Genomic DNA, 19,670 nt, shown 5'->3' with positions numbered 1-19,670 from the left:
GCAGGAGCGAGCATCGTGAGCAATGAGCTGCTAGAAGCTTAGCTTACTGCGGCGGTGCGCAAGTCCGGGGGATCGAAACCTGACGAATCGGCAGTAGATTCAGAAGCTAAAATGATAATGAAGAGGAGTGGCACCATGAGTGAATTCGTCAAGGTCGCCTGCGTGGGCGATATCGAACCGGGTACCGGTAAGACCGTGAACCTGGGGGGAACGCCCGTTGCGCTGTTCAATGTGGACGGCCGGTATTTTGCCATCCATAACACCTGCCCCCACGAGGACGGCCCGCTGGGGGAAGGCACGCTCTGCGGCAGTGTCGTGACGTGCCCCATACATGCCTATGAGTTCGACGTGATCAGCGGCGAATGCCTCACGGAATCGGCTTATCAAGTCGAGCAGTTCGAGGTTCGGGTGGACGGTAACGACATCCTGGTGCGGCAATTGCCTGATTCCTGATGGCGGCCTGACAGCCGGCCTGTCTCTTGCGGGTGTACATATCCACTTCTGCGGTAACGGCCGCTTAGGGTTACGCTCTTACAGCGTGTCACTTTGGCAAACGCCGGAGTGCCGGCCCAGCCCAAAGTAACCAAAGGTCTTCGCCCCAAGCGTACGGCACGTCGCTAAAGCTCCGCGTTCCCTTGCTCCGGCATTCATCAAGGGGCATCGCCTCCGGTCGGCTTCGCTTCGACCTCCTCTCGATGTGTTCGACTTCGTCGAACGGCGCTTCGCGCCTACCCCCTGATGAACGCCTCCACTCGGCCTTCCGAAGGGGCGGGTAGATCAAAAGCCAAAGCCAAAGCGAGGCGGCCTACCGGCCGGCCGGCCGGCCGGTTTGTGGAAGGCTGCGATCTTGACGATCTCGCACGCGCCGCAAGATAGGGAAGGAGTATAGTAAAAAGATCGAATCGTCCTGCCAGCAGCAGGAGGAGTCAGCGATGAGCACTGACAATGCCGGTATCCGCGAACTCAGCAGCCGGGCGTACAAGTACGGCTTTGTCTCTGATTTTGAGAGCGATGCGGCACCGCGCGGGCTCAACGAAGACGTTATCCGCCTGATCTCGGCGAAGAAGAACGAGCCGCAGTGGCTGCTGGACTGGCGCCTGAAGGCATACCGCCACTGGCTGACGATGCGCGAGCCCACCTGGCAGAACGTCCACTACGAGCCGATCGACTACCAGAACATCATCTATTACTCGGCACCCAAGCCGAAAACGCCGGGGCCCAGTAGCCTCGACGAGGTCGATCCCGAGTTGCGCGAGATGTTTGGCAAGCTCGGCATCTCGCTCGCCGAGCAGGAGCGCCTGACAGGCGTCGCTGTGGACGCCGTGGTCGATTCGGTCTCGGTGGCGACCACCTTCAAGCACAAACTCGCCGAGGTCGGCGTGATCTTCTGCTCCTTCTCCGAAGCTGTGCAAAACCATCCGGAACTGGTGCGCAAATACCTGGGTTCGGTCGTTCCCTACAGCGACAACTTCTTTGCCACACTGAACTCGGCGGTGTTTTCCGATGGCTCCTTTTGCTACGTGCCCAAGGGCGTGCGCTGCCCAATGGAACTGTCGACGTACTTTCGCATCAACGCCGCGGATACCGGCCAGTTCGAGCGCACGCTGATCGTCGCAGAGGAGGGCGCCTATGTGAGCTACCTCGAGGGCTGCACCGCGCCGATGCGCGACAATAACCAGCTGCACGCGGCGGTGGTTGAGCTGGTCGCACTGGATAATGCCCAGATCAAGTACGCCACGGTGCAGAACTGGTACCCGGGCGATGCACAAGGGCGCGGCGGCATCTTCAACTTCGTCACCAAGCGCGGCAAGTGCGCAGGCGCGCATTCGAAGATCTCCTGGACTCAGGTCGAGACCGGCTCCGCCATCACCTGGAAGTATCCGGGGGTGATTCTCCAGGGCGATTATTCGGTCGGCGAGTTCTACTCGGTCGCCCTGACGGCCAACCACCAGCAGGCGGACACCGGCACCAAGATGATCCACATCGGCCGGCACACGCGCAGCACTATCCTTTCCAAGGGGATTTCCGCCGGCCATGGACAGAACACCTACCGCGGTCTGGTGAAGATCCAGAAGGCCGCGACCGGCGCCCGCAACCATACGCAGTGCGACTCGCTGCTGCTGGGCAGCCAATGTGGCGCGCACACCTTCCCCTATGTCGAGGTGAAGAACTCGAGTGCCCAGGTCGAACACGAAGCCTCCACCTCGAAGATCAGCGATGAGCAGCTCTTCTACTGCCGGCAGCGCGGCATCAGCGCGGAGGATGCAGTGCCGATGATCGTCAACGGCTTCTGCCGCGAAGTGCTCAAGGAACTGCCGATGGAGTTCGCGGTGGAAGCCCAGAAACTGCTGGGCGTGAGCCTGGAGGGCTGCGTGGGCTGAGGCCCGGGGTGGAGCATGCTTGAGATCAATAATCTGCACGCCAGTGTCGAGGGCCGTGAAATCCTGCGGGGCATCACGCTGCGGGTCGGCGCCGGCGAGGTGCACGCGATCATGGGGCCGAACGGCTCCGGCAAAAGCACGCTGGCCCAAGTATTGGCGGGCCTGGATACCTACGAGGTCAGCGGCGAGGTGCTTTACGAGGGCCAGGATCTGCTCGCCATGCCGGCGGAGGCGCGTGCGGTTGCCGGTATTTTCCTGGCCTTTCAGTACCCGGTGGAGATCCCCGGCGTCGGCAACCTCTACTTCCTGCGCACAGCCCTCAACGCCGTGCGCAAGCAGCGCGGGCTCGAAGAGCTCGACGCGCTGGATTTCCTCGCGCTCGCCAAGGAGCGCATGGCGCTGGTCGAGATGGACCAGAGCTTCATGAACCGCTCCGTCAACGTGGATTTTTCTGGCGGCGAGAAGAAGCGCAACGAGATTTTCCAGATGGCGATTCTGGAACCCAAACTGGCGATCCTTGACGAGACCGACTCGGGCCTCGACATCGACGCGCTGCGGATCGTCGCGGCCGGGGTCAACGCATTGCGCAGTAAAGACCGCGCGCTGCTGGTTATCACGCACTACCAGCGACTGCTCGACTACATAGTCCCGGACCACGTCCACGTCATGGCCAACGGGCGGATCGTGCAGTCCGGCGACAAGGCGCTGGCGGTCGAACTCGAGAAGCACGGCTACGCGAGCTATGAGCAGGATCCTGCAGCGCCCGGAGCCAGGCCATGAACTCCGCAGCGAGCGTAGCGGGTGCGGCGTTTCTCGCCGGGCTCGAGCCCAGGGCCGACGCCCGGCATCCTGCCTGGCTGCAGGCGTTGCGCCACGAAGCGTTCCAGTGGGTGGCCGAACACGGCTTTCCCACGGCCAAGGACGAGGCCTGGAAGTACACGCGGATCGCGCGCATCCTGGAAACCTCTTTCCTGCCAGCCGAGCCGGGCACGAGCCAACGCCTGTCCGCCGCCAGCGTCGCGGGGCTCATCGGTAACTATGGCGGCCCGCGGCTGGTCTTCGTCAATGGCTATTTCGCCGCTGAGTTTTCGGTGCTTGAGGCGCTACCCCCCGGTACCCAGGTGAGCCCTCTCGCGACGCGGCTGCGAGCAGACCGTGGGCTCGAAGCCCTGTTCGCCCATGCATTCCGCACGCAGCCGCAGGCTTTCACGGCGCTCAATGCGGCCCTTGCCGAGGACGGCGCGCTGGTGCAGATACCCGCCCATACAACGTTCGAAAAACCAATTCACCTGGTGTTCCTCTCGGACCCGGGCGCCACGCCACGGGTGGCGTATTCGCGCGCCTTGGTGCGGGTGGGGGCAGGGAGCCGCGCGACCATCGTGGAAAGCCACGTCGGCAGCGGCGGCGAGGTCTACCTCAGCAATGCTGTCAGCGAGGTGGTGCTCGGCGCGGACGCGGCGCTCGATCATTACACCGTGCAGAACGAGAGCACGGCGGCGTTCCATGTCGCGCTGCTCAGCGTGCGCCAGGCTCAGGGCAGTCACTTTGCCGCGCACTCCTTTGCACTCGGCGCGGCGCTCGCACGGCAGGAAGTGCGGGTCGTGCTCGAGGGCCCCGGCGCGCAGGTCGCCCTGAACGGCCTGTACCTGCCCCGGGGCGAGCAGCACCTGGACAACCAGACGACCATCGAGCATCTGGCACCACGCTGCACCAGCCGCGAACTCTATAAAGGTGTGATCGATGATCGAGGGCACGGGGTTTTCGATGGGCGGATCATCGTGCGCCCGGGTGCGATGAAGACGGACGCCAGCCAGACCAACAAAAATCTTTTGATGTCGACATTGGCTCAGGTCAACACCCAGCCACGGTTGGAGATTTTCGCCGATGACGTCAAGTGCGCTCACGGAGCTGCCGTCGGCCAACTGGATGAGCAGGCTATTTTCTACCTGCGCTCGCGGGGAATTCCCCTGGCGGCAGCGCAGTCTTTGCTGACCTTTGCGTTCGTCAGCGAGATGTTGGAGCTCATTCACCTGGAGCCGCTGCGGGCCCATGTCGAGCGACTGGTCGCCGCGCAGCTGCGGGGCCTGGAGGTGTCAGCATGAATGACCTCGAAAGCAGCCTTCAGGCACTCTCGAAACAGCTCGACCTTGCGCCAGGCTACGACGTCGAGCGTGTGCGCCAGGCGTTTCCGATCCTCGCGGAGACGATCTATGGCAAGCCGCTGATTTACCTCGACAGCGCCGCGACCAGCCAGAAGCCGCAGGCGGTCATCGATGCCATGTCGCACTTCTTCTTGAAGGAGAACGCCAACGTGCACCGTGGCGTGCACTACCTCTCCGTGCGCGCCACCGAGGAGTACGAGAAGGCTCGCGCCAAAATCCAGGGCTTCCTCAATGCCGAGCACGTCGAAGAGATTGTCTTCGTCCGCGGCACGACTGAAGCGATCAATCTCGTGGCGCAAACCTATGGCAAGGCTCAAGTTCGCGCGGGTGACGAAGTGCTGATCAGCGCCATGGAGCACCACTCCAATATCGTGCCCTGGCAGATGCTCTGCGAGCAGACCGGCGCCCGGCTGCGGGTGGCGCCCATCGACGATGCTGGTGAACTCTTGCTCGATGAGCTGGAACGGTTGATCGGGCCCAGGACTCGGCTGGTGGCCGTCACCCATGTTTCAAATGTGCTCGGCACCATCAACCCGATCCGGCGCATTGTCGAACTCGCCCATGCCCGGGGCGTGCGCGTACTGGTCGACGGCGCCCAGGCGGCTCCCCACGTTAAGGTCGATGTGCGAGCGCTGGGCTGCGATTTCTATGCCCTGTCGGGTCATAAGATGTACGGTCCTACTGGCATCGGTGTGCTCTATGGCCGCCACGATCTGCTCGAAGCCATGCCGCCTTACCAGGGCGGCGGCGATATGATCCTCTCGGTCAGCTTCGAGAAGACCGTCTACAACAAACCGCCATACAAGTTCGAAGCGGGGACGCCGAACATGGCCGGCGCGATAGGCCTCGGCGCGGCGATCGATTTCCTCGGCGAGCTGGGACCAGAGGCCATCGCCGCCCATGAGCAGATCGTGCAGGCCTACGCGCTGAAGGCGCTTGCGGCGGTGCCCGGCCTCAGGCTGATTGGCACCGCGGCGGAAAAAGTCGGCGTCCTCTCGTTCGTCCTCGACGGTATCCATCCCCACGATATCGGTACCATCCTCGACCGCGAGGGGATCGCGATTCGCACCGGGCACCATTGCGCACAGCCCTTGATGAACCGCTTCGGTGTGGCCGCTACCGCCCGCGCTTCGCTCGGTTGCTACAGCACCGAGCAGGATATCGATGCGCTGGTGGCAGGTCTGGCCAAGGTCCAGGAGGTGTTTCGATGAGCAACGACGAACTGCGCGATCTCTACCAGGACGTGGTCATCGACCATGGCAAACGGCCGCGCAATTTCCGCAAGCTCGAGGATGCTACCTGTACGGCGGAGGGCTTCAATCCGCTATGCGGCGATCAGCTCAGGATCTATATCAAGCTTGCAGACGGGGTGATCGAGGACATCGCCTTCCAGGGGGTCGGCTGCGCCATCTCCCAGGCCTCGGCGTCCTTGATGACTCTGGCGGTCAAGGGGAAGACGCCGGAGCAAGCGCAGGCACTCTTTGTCCGTGTGCATATGCTGCTCACCGAAGGGCCAAACGCCCGGGTGACGCCTGCGGAACTCGGCAAACTCGCGGTGCTTTCGGGGGTATGGGAGTTTCCGGTGCGGGTCAAGTGCGCCACCCTGGCCTGGCACACGCTGCGCAGCGCCCTCGAAGGAGGCGGCTCACAGGTAACCACGGAGTAATAAGCCATGGCAGCCGATTCATTCATTCCCCACATTAACCTCAGCGACAACCCGAACCAGCCGGGCCGTCGCCAGCCGATCGAGCTTTCGCGGGACTGCGTGGCGACCCTGATTCCGCGTGGGGAGCGGCTGCAGCTGGGACGCGGCGAGCGCGTGGTGGTGACCCAGGCGCTCGGTGGCAGCTTCACGGTTCAGATCGCCGGGGGCCGGCTGGCGCGGATCGCCGCCGCTGACGCCGATGCCCTGGGTCTGGATGTTCCTCTGGAAGGAAAGCCCCAGGTGAGCGGTGCCTTCGACATCCAGCAGGTGCTCGACAGGCTAAGGACCGTCTACGACCCGGAGATTCCGGTCAACGTGGTCGATCTCGGGCTGATCTACCAATGCGAAGCCCGGCCACTCGCCGACGGCGGCCAACGAGTCGAAATCAAGATGTCCATGACCGCGCCCGGTTGCGGGATGGGCGACATCCTGAAGGAGGACGCGCGCGCCAGGGTCCAGACCCTCCCCGGGGTCAGCGAGGTCGAGGTTGAAATCGTCTGGGAGCCACCCTGGGATCAAAGCCGCATGTCTGATGCGGCCCGTTTGCAGTTGGGTCTGCTGTGAGGAACCCATTGTGAGGAGCCAGCCATGAGCAATCGACTCGCCAAAGAAACCTCGCCCTATCTACGGCAGCACGCGCAGAACCCCGTCGATTGGTATCCCTGGGGCGAGGAGGCGTTCCGCCGCGCGCGCGACGAGGACAAGCCCATTCACCTGTCGCTGGGTTACGCCGCCTGTCACTGGTGTCACGTGATGGCCCACGAGTCGTTCGAGAACCCGGAGATTGCGCGGCTGATGAACGAGCGCTTCATCAACATCAAAGTCGACCGCCAGGAGCGACCTGACCTCGATGACATTTATCAAACCGTGGTGCAGATGCTGGGGCAGGGCGGCGGCTGGCCGTTGACGGTGTTCCTCACGCCGCAGCGCGAGCCGTTCTTCGGCGGCACCTACTTCCCGCCGCAGGACAGCTATGGCAGGCCTGGCTTCCCCCAGCTCCTGCATGGCCTGAGCGAAGCCTGGCAAAACAACCGCGCGGCACTGCGGCAGAACGTCGAACAATTCCTCCAGGGTTACCGCACCCTGGAGACGCAAATGCTGGAGGGCGACACGCCGCTGGAGCCAGACCAACCGGCCGCCGCTGCCCGGCTGTTTGCCAAAAACACCGACCCTGTGCACGGTGGTCTGGGCAACGCACCGAAGTTTCCCAACCCGGCCTGCCATGATCTCGTCCTGCGGCTCTATCAGCGTCTACATGAGCCGGACTTGCTGCATTCCGTGGAGCTGACCCTTGATGGCATGGCAGCCGGTGGCCTCTACGATCATCTGGGCGGCGGCTTTGCTCGCTATTGCGTGGATGAGCGCTGGGCCGTGCCCCATTTCGAAAAAATGCTCTATGACAACGGCCAGCTCGTGAAGCTCTATGCCGATGCCTGGCGCGCGACCGGCAAGCCTGCCTGGCGAGACGTGTTCGAGGAAACGATCGACTACATCCTGCGTGATATGACGCACCCGGAGGGCGGTTTCTACGCCAGCGAGGATGCCGACAGCGAGGGTGAAGAAGGCAAATTCTATGTGTGGACACCGGCACAGGTGCGGGCCGTCCTCGGCGACCCAGACGCCGCGCTGGCCTGTCGGGCCTACGGCGTGACAGCTACCGGCAACTTCGAGCATGGCACCACCGTGCTGCACCGCGCCGCCGCACTGGATGCGGCGCAGCACGTGCAACTGGCGGACCTGCGTGGCAAGTTGTTGGAGGCGCGTGCCCGGCGCATTCGTCCGGGGCGCGACGAAAACATCCTCACCGGCTGGAACGCGTTAATGATCCAGGGCCTCTGCGCCGCCTACCAGGCGACCGGAACCACCACCCACCTGGACGCCGCGAGGCGCGCCGCCGATTTCATTCTGGACCGACTTTCGACTCCCGAGGGTGGCCTGTACCGGGCTTGGCGGGAGGGTACGGCCAAGGTTCCAGGTTTCCTCGATGACTATGCCTTTCTCGCTAATGCCTTGATCGATCTCTACGAGTGCGACTTCGATCAGCGTTATCTCGAACGCGCCACGCAGCTGGTCGAGCTGATCCTCGAGAAGTTCTGGGAGGACGGGCTCTACTTCACGCCCAGGGATGGCGAGCCGCTGGTGCACAGGCCACGTGCGCCGCACGACTCTGCCTGGCCGTCGGGCACCTCGACCAGCGTGTTCGCTTTCTTGCGACTCTTTGAACTCACCGGCCGCGAGCTTTACCGGGAGCGTGCCGAGCAGGTGTTGGCGAAGTACCGCGCCGCAGCCGCTCATAATCCTTTCGGCTTCGCCCATCTCCTGGCGGCGCAGGACTTCGTACAGCGTGGTCCGATCAGCATCGTCATCGCAGGCGAACGCTCAGAAGCCAGAGCGTTAGTGGCGAGCCTGCAGCGCCGTTACCTGCCAGCACGCGTCCTGGCGTTTGCCGAGGATGTGCCCATCGGCCAGGGCCGGCAGACGCTCGCAGGGAAAACCAGCGCCTATGTGTGCCGAAACCGCACCTGCGAACTCCCGGTTACCCGCGCCGATGAGCTCGTAGAGCGCTGCCTGAAGTGAAGGGCGAGAACTTGACCACCAGCGCGAGGAGACAACGATGCAAAGCAAGAGAGAGCACAACATCTACCAACGTCTCAAACAGCAATACCCGGATTACTTTGGCGCGGTGCAGGCCTTGGGTGCAGCTGCACATCACGCCGGCCCGCTGGACGAGAAAGTCGTCCAGCTGATCCAGCTCAGTGCCGCGGCGGCCATCCGCTCCGAGGGCGCAGTGCACAGTCATACCCGACGGGCACTGGAAGCGGGCGCCACGACAGAGCAGATCCACCACACACTGATCTCACTGACGAGCACCATTGGTTTCCCGACCGTCGTTGCGGCCATTAGCTGGGCGGATGATGTGATTGAGAGAGGCGGTAAGTCTGTGCCTGAGTAATTTGAGACGGGTGTGAACCTGAGACAGGTTGAATAGCGAGGTGTGCCACGTTGACCAATCCCGAGGCGGCGCCAGCGTCGCGAGGATCGACATCGGTCATGCCGGCAGTAAACAGGCCATGGGTCGATCATGGCGATTGATCGACAAAGAGGGCTCGCACGCTACGGGCCCTCTTTGTTCGAGCGATGGATGATGCGCCGTTTTCATTGCTGGGGCCCTTGCGGCTGAGACGGATACTGCTGGCGTTGCGGTTTCTGTTGCGGCTGCGGCTGCGGCTGCGGTTGTTGCTGCGGCTGATGCGGCAGCTGTCCCGCCTCGTGCTGCTGTTGAGGCAGTCTCTGTTGCGGCTGCGGCTGCGGCTGCTGTGGCCGTGAAAGCATGTGTATGTGACGCCAGTGAGCACGATGGCGGTACCAGTCTCGATCGCGGTAGTGGCGGTTCCAGTAGCTATCGAAGCCGAAGATCAGAATGGGCATACCTATCTGGGCGCCATAGTAGGGGGTTTCCACGCGCCGCCCGGAGTAATCGTACTCAAGTAAGTTGCCCGCTATCCAACCGCGTTCGCCATGCCAGCTGACATCGCACCACTGCCAGTCACTGAGGCAGCCATAGATCGTCAGCGTCGAGCCCCGAGGTACGGTCATGATGGGTGGATAGGCGAGGTCCGGGCCGGTTCTGAGGACGCTGTTGGAAACGGTGTAGGCAAACTGGTCCTGAGCAAACGTCACGGGAGTGAACAGGCACGCAAGCACTCCAATGATCAAGTAGATAATCGGTTTCATGTCTCGGGCCCTCTGTACCGAGAAATAATTCTACATCCCTTTTTCAACCAGTTGACCGAAGGCTTCGAGCTCGCTCTTGTCCAGGTCGGACACCGCAATAAAGCGCGCTGTAGAGTAAGCAGCTCCAGTTCTGATCAGGAATATAGCCGAGAGAGAAATTTTATAAAAAACAATATGTTACGAACAAAATGAATGAATTCCCCCCCTTTATCTCGGCACGCCCCCCTGTACGCGGCCAACTGCTGGCTCAACGCGCTGAAGCCGCTGCGGGAGAAGGCCAGGGTCGAGGTTCTAGTGCCGCTCTGTGCTCCTGCTCACGACCGAAATCGTGAGCAGGCGCCTGGGCATTAAGGGCGTGCGCCGTTGCGGCGCGAATTGTTGCACAGACAGGTTTCAGTGCGACGAGCGCGCGGTTGTCTCGGGCCGTGGGAGTATGTGCTGGGCCGTGCGCAGGGCCACGGCGACCGCGGTCAGCGTCGAGTTGCAGGTGGCTGAGGTCGGCAAGACGCCGGTGCCCACCATGAACAGGTTTTCGTGATCGTGCGAGCGCCCGAACTGATCGACCACCGAGGTTTTCGGGTCGATGCCCATGCTCACCGTGCCACAGATGTGCTGGTTGTTGGAGAAGGTGTCGTTGAAGCGCAGGTTGGTGCCACCCATGAGCACGGCGATTCGCTCGAAATCTAGCCGCGATTCCGCCACGCCAGCTTTGGTGTAGTCGTCGATCTTGTAATGCAGCTCGGGTTGGGGGATGCCGAGGAAGTCTCTCTTGGCGCTCAGGGTGACGCGGTTATCCGGGTGTGGCAGCACCTCTGGTACGTTCTTCACGCTCATTTCGTGGGCAGCGCTGAAGCGCAGCCGTTTGTCGAACTCGGCACCGAAAACCCCCTCCTTGATCAGCGCCTGGGTGGTGCCCGGTACCCGCGAGTCGTTGGCGAAGTCCAGGCGATAGCCCGCGCGTCGGCTGCGTTCCGGCCCGTCGCGGAAGGTCTGGATCGAGCTGACGAATTGTGGTCCGCGGCCGAGCCAAACTGCCTCCCCGACGTCGAAGTCCAGCGAGGTGCTGGGGTGGTCCATCAGGTTGCGGCCCACCATGTCGGAGCTGTTGGCCAGGCCGGTGGGGTACTTGGGGCTGGCCGACAGCAGCAACAGCTTCGGACTTTCGATGCCGTTGGCGGCGAGGATAAAGGTCTTGCCGGTGACCCGGAAGGACTTCCGGTTCGGATCGAAGTAATGAGCCGCCACGATGCGGCCGGTGTCGTCGTGTTCCAGTTTGTAGACCACAGCATTGGGGGTCAGCAGGGCGCCGGCGTCCTCGGCCGCTTTGGCGGCCACCCCGCCGTTGTACTGGGCGTCGATCGGGCAGAGGGGCATGCAATTGTTCCTGCCGCAACAGGCGGGGCGGCCGCCGAAGGGGACGCTGTTGCGTGCCTGGGTGTTGCCGACCACCTTGTAGACCGGATCGAGCCGCTCGCGCAGGCGGCGCATGGCAAAGGGTTCGGCCACCGGTTCCAAGGGGAAGGGCTTACTGCGTGGCGATTCGGGGTGCTCTGCCTCGGACGCGGACACCCCCATGATTTCTTCCGCCTCCTGGTAAAAGGGATCAAGGTCGTCGTAGGTGAGCGGCCAGTCGACGCCCACGCCATACAGGCTGCGAATTTTCAGGTCATTGGGCACCAGGCGCCAAGCCATCGCCGCCCAATGCCAGGTTGTGCCGCCGACCACGCGCAGGTATTCGGCCAGGTAGGGGTCGGGGCCGGCCTGGACCAGATAGCCGTTGTCCACGGGTTGGAAGTCCGGATGCGGCGCCCAGGGCGAAAAGGGATAGGGTGCCTGGAAGTCTTTCTTGCGCGGCGAGTCGATGAATGCTTTGAAGATATCGTCGCGTTTGATGCGCGGGCCCGCCTCGAGGATCAGCACGGAGGCGCCTTGTTGCGCCAGCCGTCGGGCCAGCAGCGAGCCACAGATACCGGAACCGATCACGACGTAATCGGTTGACAGCGGTGGTTGTTCGGACATGGAATGCAACCTCAAGAGAGTGAGAGTGGTGGCTGGGCCCAGACGCCGGGTTTACCCAGGCAGAAGCCCTGAGGTTTCAGCACATCCTCGACGATTTCCGCATTCAGGGCGTGTTCGTAGGCCACGGTAAGCGCCTTGAAGCCGCTGCCGACCACGCCGAGGAACCATCCGCTGGCGATCTGGCGAGGCAGCGGCGCCAGTGCCGGGAACTCGGCGTCCAGGACCGCCTGCAATAGGTCGATATGAAGCCGGCGCTCGTCAATCAACGCCAGCAGCGCCACGACCTTTGCAGGAAAATCGGGGTCGTCGGCGGTGAGCTTCTCGAAGATGTCGCCCTCCAGTCCACCTCTGAGGGAGCGGCGGCCGGTAATGAGTTCGGAAACCGCTCGGAAGGCGCTGCGTGCATCATTTTGGGCCGCTTGCACCACCTCCCAGGGGATCAGGGAGAGGGAGTAGAGGGTCAGTAGGCCGAGCAGCAGATCGCGCCGTTCTGGGTTGTTCGGGCCATGCTCGGCCCTTGCTTCGGTTTCGTCTTGAATCATGTCGATCACCTGCTCAACACGGTTATAACCAAAATGAGTCTAGGTACGGGTTGGCCGTGAGCAAGGGCGAGTGTTACTCGAACAGATAAGCGGTCGTGGGTTTTTTTCCCATATTTGGGGAATCCGACCGGGGCCAAGTGAGTGGCATTCGTTACCTTTGAAGCTATTTGAGGTAACGGTGAGGCCCTATTGGCTTCGTGACGATGAGGCGATTGAAGTGGAACTCACTCATACCGGCCTGTTCGGCCAGTCGCGAGAGGCTGAACTCTTCGGCCATGTGTTTGGCCATCCAGCCGGTGATCCGCCGCAGCTTGAAGCCCGGCAGCGACGAAGCCTCCTTGTGCGAGCCTTCGTCGAGCTCTACATAGTTGCGCGCAAGATGAATGGAGAGGGCCTGGGCGACGTCATCCGCTTCCAGCGAAAGTCATAGGGCGCACCCGCTGCGGTGAGGAACAGCGAACCCTGCTTCACCCGGCTGGTGGACCATGGGCCGCCATGCTCGCGCTCCTGCGTCTCGGCCTCACCGGACGTCACCCAGACGATAAAGGGTTCGGCCACCATGCGGACTCCTGCTCGGCAGATGTCATCGTAGTGTCATGGCCCCAGTGGCAAGATCGCTCACCCCCTACTTTTTATGGTCTCGCGGACGATGTGCTCTTGGTTCGTGAACGCAAAAGGAATTCTGCATGAAGGGTGACGCTTCGCTGTTTGCCGCCGTTGATCTCGGTTCCAACGCGTTTCGGATGATGATTGGCCAACAGGTCAAGCGCAATCAACGGCTCGTTATTCAGGAAGTGAAAACCTTTCGCGAACCCGTTCGTCTCGCGGAAGGGTTTCAAGGAAAAGCACTGGACGGTTTGGCGTTGGAGCGGGGGTGGCTGGCCCTGGAGCGATTCGGCAAGCAGCTAAAAAATTTCGAGGCTGGTCGTGTTCGCGCTGTGGCCACCAGCGCAGTACGTGAGGCCAATAATGGCGACGTGTTTCTGGCCGGTGCCGAACAACGCCTGGGTTTCCGTATCGATGTGATTTCCGGGCGCGAGGAAGCCAAACTCGTCTATGCGGGGGTGGCCCACACAATGCCTGGTGCGCAGGCCGTTCGACTGGTCGTTGATATCGGTGGTGGGTCTACCGAACTCATTGTGGGGCAGGGTGACCGTCCGTTGTTGACTGAAAGCATAGCGATCGGCAGCGGCAGTTTTAGCAAGCGCTACTTTGTCGGAGGCCATGTTGACAGTCGCTCTCTTCAAGAGGCCGAACGAATCGCCAGCGAGAAAATTGAAAAAGTGGCCCACCGTTATCGCAAGCTGGGCTGGGAGCAAGCCATCGGCTCTTCCGGCACGGCAAGGATGCTGGCAAAGATTCTCAAGGCCAATGGCCTGAATGCCTATGGTCAAGGCGGCATTACCTATGCAGGCCTGTTGCGCTTGTCAATTTGTTTGCTGGAGGCAGGCCACGTCAAGCAGTTGAAACTGGCTGGCCTGCAAGCACAACGATTGAGCACTTTGCCGGGTGGGCTGGCGGTAATGCTTGCTGCTTTCAAAGTGTTAGGCATCGAAGAAATGATCCCTTCCGAACCAGGTTTGAGAATGGGTGTCCTCCATGGCCTGATGCGGATGCCTGGCTCGTCGACTATGTAGCGGCTCCCCCGGATTCGTTGTGATTTTGCACTATTCAGTCAACGATATTTGAAGTGTTTGCGCAGGGAATCAACAGTTTTGGCTGCCATTGAGGGCGGCCTTTTTTTTGGTTCGTCACGCAATCCCGGGAAACACAGAAACAAGAACGCCGCCGTTCTGATTGAACACCAAACATCTCCATAAAATGAGGCACATTGCTGGCCCCCGAATCTCGGGCTCGTTGTCAAACTTGCTTTCTTTTCAGAAGGTTAGGTGTGGCTCTATGCGGACTTTAGTATTGACCCTTGCAATGCTTTTTTTAGCAGGTATCTCGTCTGAGTCTCAGGCAAAGGCATTGAGCAAAAACGATCGCTTTGTGTGCAGTTGGGGTTCGGGAGTAGCCGCAGGCGCCCAAGAATCGAAACTTTCCGGGATTACGCTTTATGGTGCGCGCAACAGGCTACAGACCCACAAATTTCACCAGCCGTGGATGCGCATGACGGCCTTGGGTATTACAGAGCAAACCTATAACAGCGCTTCGCGTCTCAAACCTGCTGAAATCAAGCAAACGTACTACGAGCAATGCATCAAGCATGAGTTGGCGCGAAGGTAGAGTTTTAGTCAGCTCTCTAGTGCTACTTTACGGCCGGGCCATCCCAGCGTGCGGAGCACGGTTTCAGCTTGAAAGATGTGATTAGTACATCGCCGATGATCGGGTTTCATTACATCCCTTGCAATCTTGGCTAAAGTGTCAAGTGTCGGCGGCCGTACCGCAGCCACCGTGATGGTTCAAGATTTCCCGGCCAAATACCGGGTAACTCCACCTGATCAGGAGTGCACGATGGACCTCAACCGTCGTCAGTTCTTCAAGGTCGCCGCTATCGGCCTTGGAGGCTCCAGTCTGGCCGCGCTGGGCATGGCACCCGCGCCAGCCTTCGCCGAGCAAGTACGCCACTTCAAGCTGGCCCATACCAATGAAACCCGCAATACCTGCCCCTACTGTTCGGTGGGTTGCGGTTTGATCATGTACAGCCAGGGCGACAGGGCCAAGAACGTCACCCAGAACATCATCCATATCGAAGGTGACGCCGACCACCCAGTCAATCGCGGCACGCTGTGCCCCAAAGGCGCAGGCCTGCTGGACTTCATCCATAGCCCCAGCCGGCTGCAATATCCGCAGGTGCGCAAACCGGGCAGCAAGGAGTGGACACGGGTGTCCTGGGATGAAGCGCTGGATCGCATCGCCGACCTGATGAAGGCCGACCGTGACGCCAATTTCATCGAGAAGAATGCCCAGGGCCAGACGGTCAACCGTTGGCTGACGGTGGGTTTTCTCGCCGCATCCGCGTCCTCCAATGAGGCCGGTTACATGACCCACAAGGTCGTTCGCAGTCTGGGCATGCTGGGGTTCGATAACCAGGCACGTGTCTGACATGGCCCGACGGTGGCAAGTCTTGCCCCAACGTATGGCCGAGGTGCGATGACCAACCACTGGACCGATATCGCCAACGCGAATCTGGTTCTGGTCATGGGCGGTAATGCCGCCGAAGCCCACCCTTGTGGCTTCAAATGGGTGACCGAAGCCAAAGCGCACAATCAGGCACGACTGATCGTGATCGACCCGCGCTTCACCCGTACCGCCTCGGTGGCCGACTATTACGCGCCGATTCGCACCGGCACCGACATCGCCTTCATGGGCGGTCTGATCAACTATTTGCTCACTGAAAACAAAATCCAGCACGAGTACGTGCATGCCTATACGGACGTGTCGTTCATCGTCAAGGCCGGCTTTGGCTTCGAGGACGGGCTGTTTACCGGCTACGACGCGGCCAAGCGTACCTACAGCGACAAGTCCAGCTGGGGCTATGAAATCGGCGAGGACGGTTTCGCCAGGGTCGACCCGTCCCTGCAGGACCCGCGTTGCGTCTACCAGCTGATGAAGCAGCACTACAGCCGCTACACCCTGGAGCTGACCAGCCAGATCTGCGGCATGCCGCAAGACGCCATGCAGAAGATCTGGGAGGAGATCGCCACCTGCTCGCAACCGGGCAAGACCATGACGATCCTCTATGCCCTGGGCTGGACCCAGCATTCGACCGGTTCGCAGATGATTCGCAGCGCGGCCATGGTGCAACTGCTGCTGGGCAACGTCGGCATGCCGGGCGGGGGCGTCAATGCCCTGCGCGGGCACTCCAATATCCAGGGCCTGACCGACCTTGGGCTGTTGTCGAATCTGCTACCGGGCTACCTGACCCTGCCGGGCGATGCCGAACAGGACTACGACACCTACATCGCCAAACGTGCGCTCAAGCCGTTGCGGCCTGGGCAGCTGTCCTACTGGCAGAACTACGGCAAGTTCCACGTCAGTCTGATGAAGGCCTGGTACGGCGCCAACGCCACCGCCGACAACCACTGGGGCTATGATTGGCTGCCCAAGCTGGACATCCCCGGCTACGACATATTGAAAGTGTTCGACATGATGTCCAACGGGCAGATCAACGGCTACGTCTGCCAGGGCTTCAATCCCATCGCTGCCTTGCCCGACAAAAACCGTGTGATGGCCGCGCTGGCCAAACTCAAGTGGCTGGTGGTGATGGACCCGTTGGCCACCGAGACCTCGGAGTTCTGGCGCAATGTCGGGCCTTACAACGATGTCGAAACGGCCAGCATCCAGACCGAAGTCATCCGCCTGCCCACCACCTGCTTCGCCGAAGAGGACGGCTCACTGGTTAATAGCGGCCGCTGGCTGCAATGGCACTGGAAGGGCGCCGACGGCCCAGGGCAAGCACGCACCGACATCAAGATCATGAGCGACCTGTTCATCCGTTTGCGTCAGCGCTACCAGGCCAACGGCGGTGCCTTCGCCGAGCCGATTCTCAAGCTCAGCTGGCCCTACAAGGTGCCCGGCGACCCTACACCGGAAGAGATTGCCAAGGAGTTCAACGGCTACGCCATTGCCGACGTCACCGACGCCACGGGAACGACGATCAAGGCCGGGCAGCAGTTGTCCGGTTTCGCCCAGCTCAAGGACGACGGCAGCACAGCATCCGGCTGCTGGATCTTCTGCGGCAGCTGGACGGAGCAAGGCAACCAGATGGCCCGGCGCGACAACAGCGACCCCTTCGGGATGAAGCAGAACCTGGGATGGGCCTGGGCCTGGCCAATGAACCGGCGCATCCTTTACAACCGCGCCTCGGCCGACACCAAGGGGCAACCCTGGGATCCGAAAAAGCGCCTGGTGTGGTGGAACGGCAAGGCCTGGGGTGGCACCGACGTGCCCGACTACAAGGCCGACGTGGCGCCGGAAGCGGGCATGAACCCTTTCATCATGAACCCCGAAGGGGTGGCGCGTTTCTTCGCCCTCGACAAGATGAACGAAGGCCCGTTCCCGGAACATTACGAACCGTTCGAAACGCCTATCGGCATCAACCCTCTGCACCCCACCAACAAGAAGGCGACCAGCAACCCGGCCGGGCGCATCTTCGATTCGGTCTGGGAGAGCCTCGGAACGGCCAAGGACTTCCCCTATGCCGCCACCAGCTACCGGCTGACCGAGCACTTCCACTTCTGGACCAAGCATTGCCCCATCAATGCCGTGACCCAGCCCGAGCAGTTCGTCGAGATTGGTGAAGTCCTGGCCAAGGAGAAGGGTATTGCCGCCGGTGACCGGGTGCGGGTCAGCTCCAAGCGCGGGCATATCGAAGCGGTGGCGGTGGTGACCAAGCGAATCCGTCCGCTGCAGGTCAACAACCAGACCGTGCACCAGATTGGCATCCCATTGCACTGGGGTTTCACTGGAGCGACCCGGCATGGCTACCTGACAAACACCCTGGTGCCATTCCTCGGTGACGGCAATACACAGACCCCGGAATCCAAGTCATTCCTGGTCAATGTGGAGAAAATCTGATGGCCAGCCAAGACATCATTGCCCGTTCGGCCACCACCACCTTGCCGCCCTCGGTGCGTCAACAGGAGGAAGTCGCCAAGCTGATCGATACCACCAAGTGCATCGGTTGCAAGGCGTGCCAGGTGGCCTGTTCGGAATGGAATGAATTGCGCGAGGAGGTGGGTCACAACCACGGCACCTACGACAACCCTCAGGACCTCAGTGCCCAGACCTGGACGTTGATGCGCTTCACCGAGCACGAAACCGACGCCGGCAACCTCGAATGGCTGATCCGCAAGGATGGCTGCATGCACTGCGCCGAACCTGGCTGCCTCGCGGCGTGCCCGAGTCCGGGGGCAATCATCAAGCACGCCAACGGCATTGTCGACTTCGACCAGGACCATTGCATCGGCTGCGGCTATTGCATCACCGGCTGCCCCTTCAACATTCCGCGCATTTCGCAGAAGGACCACAAGGCCTACAAATGCACACTGTGCTCGGACCGGGTGGCGGTAGGGCTGGAACCGGCCTGCGTCAAGACCTGCCCGACCGGCGCCATCGTGTTCGGCAGCAAGGAGGACATGAAAGAGCATGCCGCCGAGCGCATCGTTGACCTCAAGTCACGGGGTTTCGACAACGCCGGTCTCTACGATCCCGACGGCGTCGGAGGCACCCACGTGATGTACGTGCTGCACCACGCCGACCAGCCATCGTTGTACGCCGGCTTACCGAATCAGCCGGTCATCAGCCCATTGGTAGGACTGTGGAAAGGCGTGAGCAAACCACTGGCGTTGTTGGCCATGGGGGCCGCGGTGCTGGCGGGCTTCTTCCACTACGTACGCATCGGCCCACAGCGGGTCGAGGAGGACGAGCACCCACCCGGCAAGGACACCAGCGTGCATGAGGTTGACCCGGCCGTGCATGTCTATGACCCGAACACGCCTGGGCCGCAGGAGGGCAAACAACCATGAAAGACAAAACGATCCTGCGTTATAGCGCCAACGAACGCACGAACCACTGGCTGGTGGCGATTCTGTTCTTCATGGCGGCCCTGTCGGGTCTGGCACTGTTCCATCCGGCGCTGTTCTGGCTCAGCCAGTTATTCGGCGGCGGGCCCTGGACGCGCATCCTGCACCCTTTCATGGGCGTGCTGATGTTCGTGTTTTTTCTGGGGCTGGTGATCCGCTTCTGGCGGGCCAATTTCTTTATCGCCAACGACCGCCTGTGGCTCAAACGGATCGACCGGGTGATGCGCAACGAGGAGGAGGGAGTGCCGCCGATCGGCAAATACAACCCCGGGCAGAAGCTGCTGTTCTGGACCCTGCTGGCCTGCATGCTGGTGCTTCTGTTTAGCGGAGTGGTGATCTGGCGGGTCTATTTCAGCCAATATTTCGGTATCACGTTGATTCGCCTGGCGATGCTGTTGCATGCCCTGGCGGCTTTCGTGCTGGTGCTGAGCATCATCGTGCACATCTATGCCGGCATCTGGATCAAAGGCTCGGTCGGCGCCATGCTGCATGGCTGGGTCAGCCGCGCCTGGGCGAAGAAACACCATGAACTCTGGTATCGAGAAGTGACGCGCGACGAGAGTCCCGACCGCCCGATAAGCAAAAAAGGATGATGC

General features: G+C 61.4%; 19 protein-coding genes. 14 read left to right on the top strand and 5 right to left on the bottom strand.

All coding sequences use genetic code 11. The annotated features are described in order from the left end of the window. The first annotated feature begins 135 nt into the window (after window positions 1–135). From ACN1C3_RS04835 to ACN1C3_RS04795, 9 genes are all read left to right on the top strand, one after another. Window positions 136–453 (top strand): Rieske (2Fe-2S) protein, encoded by a 318-nt coding sequence (locus ACN1C3_RS04835; RefSeq protein ID WP_419114655.1) that lies wholly within the window; start codon window positions 136–138, stop codon window positions 451–453. Window positions 454–932: 479 nt separating this feature from the next. Beyond that, on the top strand, window positions 933–2,381 hold the full coding sequence (gene sufB, locus ACN1C3_RS04830; protein ID WP_419114654.1) for a Fe-S cluster assembly protein SufB: 1,449 nt from the start codon (window positions 933–935) through the stop codon (window positions 2,379–2,381). A gap of 15 nt (window positions 2,382–2,396) precedes the next feature. Further along, window positions 2,397–3,161: a Fe-S cluster assembly ATPase SufC gene (gene sufC, locus ACN1C3_RS04825; RefSeq protein ID WP_419114653.1), complete on the top strand. Its 765-nt coding sequence runs from the start codon at window positions 2,397–2,399 to the stop codon at window positions 3,159–3,161. Next, window positions 3,158–4,483: a Fe-S cluster assembly protein SufD gene (gene sufD / locus ACN1C3_RS04820; RefSeq protein WP_419114652.1), complete on the top strand. Its 1,326-nt coding sequence runs from the start codon at window positions 3,158–3,160 to the stop codon at window positions 4,481–4,483. The genes sufC and sufD overlap by 4 nt, the downstream gene beginning before the upstream one ends. Beyond that, window positions 4,480–5,754 carry a SufS family cysteine desulfurase gene (locus ACN1C3_RS04815; RefSeq protein ID WP_419114651.1) on the top strand — a complete coding sequence of 425 codons (1,275 nt, stop codon included), beginning with the start codon at window positions 4,480–4,482 and terminating at the stop codon, window positions 5,752–5,754. Before sufD ends, ACN1C3_RS04815 begins: the two co-directional genes overlap by 4 nt. Continuing rightward, window positions 5,751–6,209, top strand: a complete 459-nt coding sequence (gene sufU, locus ACN1C3_RS04810; protein ID WP_419114650.1) for a Fe-S cluster assembly sulfur transfer protein SufU — start codon at window positions 5,751–5,753, stop codon at window positions 6,207–6,209. Before ACN1C3_RS04815 ends, sufU begins: the two co-directional genes overlap by 4 nt. A gap of 6 nt (window positions 6,210–6,215) precedes the next feature. Beyond that, entirely contained in the window at window positions 6,216–6,812 is a 597-nt protein-coding gene (sufT, locus tag ACN1C3_RS04805; RefSeq protein WP_419114649.1) for a putative Fe-S cluster assembly protein SufT, read from the top strand. A 24-nt stretch (window positions 6,813–6,836) separates the two neighbouring features. Next, window positions 6,837–8,825: a thioredoxin domain-containing protein gene (locus tag ACN1C3_RS04800; RefSeq protein WP_419114648.1), complete on the top strand. Its 1,989-nt coding sequence runs from the start codon at window positions 6,837–6,839 to the stop codon at window positions 8,823–8,825. A 37-nt stretch (window positions 8,826–8,862) separates the two neighbouring features. Continuing rightward, window positions 8,863–9,201: a carboxymuconolactone decarboxylase family protein gene (locus ACN1C3_RS04795; protein WP_419114647.1), complete on the top strand. Its 339-nt coding sequence runs from the start codon at window positions 8,863–8,865 to the stop codon at window positions 9,199–9,201. A 203-nt stretch (window positions 9,202–9,404) separates the two neighbouring features. On the opposite strand, the gene ACN1C3_RS04790 is transcribed toward ACN1C3_RS04795, so the two are convergent. From ACN1C3_RS04790 to ACN1C3_RS04770, 5 genes are all read right to left on the bottom strand, one after another. Beyond that, window positions 9,405–9,983, bottom strand: a complete 579-nt coding sequence (locus ACN1C3_RS04790; RefSeq protein ID WP_419114646.1) for an SH3 domain-containing protein — start codon at window positions 9,981–9,983, stop codon at window positions 9,405–9,407. A gap of 393 nt (window positions 9,984–10,376) precedes the next feature. Continuing rightward, window positions 10,377–12,002 carry a GMC family oxidoreductase gene (locus ACN1C3_RS04785; protein WP_419114645.1) on the bottom strand — a complete coding sequence of 542 codons (1,626 nt, stop codon included), beginning with the start codon at window positions 12,000–12,002 and terminating at the stop codon, window positions 10,377–10,379. A gap of 11 nt (window positions 12,003–12,013) precedes the next feature. Further along, window positions 12,014–12,544 (bottom strand): sugar dehydrogenase complex small subunit, encoded by a 531-nt coding sequence (locus ACN1C3_RS04780; RefSeq protein WP_419114644.1) that lies wholly within the window; start codon window positions 12,542–12,544, stop codon window positions 12,014–12,016. 163 nt (window positions 12,545–12,707) lie between these two features. Then, window positions 12,708–12,833 (bottom strand): hypothetical protein, encoded by a 126-nt coding sequence (locus ACN1C3_RS04775; protein ID WP_419114643.1) that lies wholly within the window; start codon window positions 12,831–12,833, stop codon window positions 12,708–12,710. A 71-nt stretch (window positions 12,834–12,904) separates the two neighbouring features. Then, the gene (locus tag ACN1C3_RS04770) at window positions 12,905–13,105 is read right to left on the bottom strand and encodes a hypothetical protein (RefSeq protein ID WP_419114642.1); all 201 of its coding nucleotides are present in this window, start codon (window positions 13,103–13,105) and stop codon (window positions 12,905–12,907) included. A 125-nt stretch (window positions 13,106–13,230) separates the two neighbouring features. Here ACN1C3_RS04770 and ACN1C3_RS04765 point away from each other — a divergent pair, with 125 nt between their 5' ends. The 5 genes from ACN1C3_RS04765 (at window position 13,231) to ACN1C3_RS04745 (ending at window position 19,667) form a co-directional block, all read left to right on the top strand. Then, the gene (locus tag ACN1C3_RS04765; RefSeq protein WP_419114641.1) at window positions 13,231–14,181 is read left to right on the top strand and encodes a Ppx/GppA family phosphatase; all 951 of its coding nucleotides are present in this window, start codon (window positions 13,231–13,233) and stop codon (window positions 14,179–14,181) included. Between the two features lie 262 nt (window positions 14,182–14,443). Beyond that, window positions 14,444–14,773 carry a hypothetical protein gene (locus ACN1C3_RS04760; protein ID WP_419114640.1) on the top strand — a complete coding sequence of 110 codons (330 nt, stop codon included), beginning with the start codon at window positions 14,444–14,446 and terminating at the stop codon, window positions 14,771–14,773. A gap of 228 nt (window positions 14,774–15,001) precedes the next feature. Continuing rightward, window positions 15,002–18,067 carry a formate dehydrogenase-N subunit alpha gene (gene fdnG / locus ACN1C3_RS04755; protein WP_419114639.1) on the top strand — a complete coding sequence of 1,022 codons (3,066 nt, stop codon included), beginning with the start codon at window positions 15,002–15,004 and terminating at the stop codon, window positions 18,065–18,067. After that, window positions 18,067–19,017 carry a formate dehydrogenase subunit beta gene (gene fdxH, locus ACN1C3_RS04750; RefSeq protein WP_419114638.1) on the top strand — a complete coding sequence of 317 codons (951 nt, stop codon included), beginning with the start codon at window positions 18,067–18,069 and terminating at the stop codon, window positions 19,015–19,017. The genes fdnG and fdxH overlap by 1 nt, the downstream gene beginning before the upstream one ends. Then, on the top strand, window positions 19,014–19,667 hold the full coding sequence (locus tag ACN1C3_RS04745) for a formate dehydrogenase subunit gamma (RefSeq protein WP_419114637.1): 654 nt from the start codon (window positions 19,014–19,016) through the stop codon (window positions 19,665–19,667). Before fdxH ends, ACN1C3_RS04745 begins: the two co-directional genes overlap by 4 nt. Window positions 19,668–19,670 lie beyond the last annotated feature (3 nt).

The sequence above is a fragment of the Pseudomonas sp. H11T01 genome (assembly GCF_048515765.1).
Classification (GTDB): Bacteria; Pseudomonadota; Gammaproteobacteria; order Pseudomonadales; family Pseudomonadaceae; genus Aquipseudomonas.
This window is presented reverse-complemented; position numbering and strand designations above follow the sequence as displayed.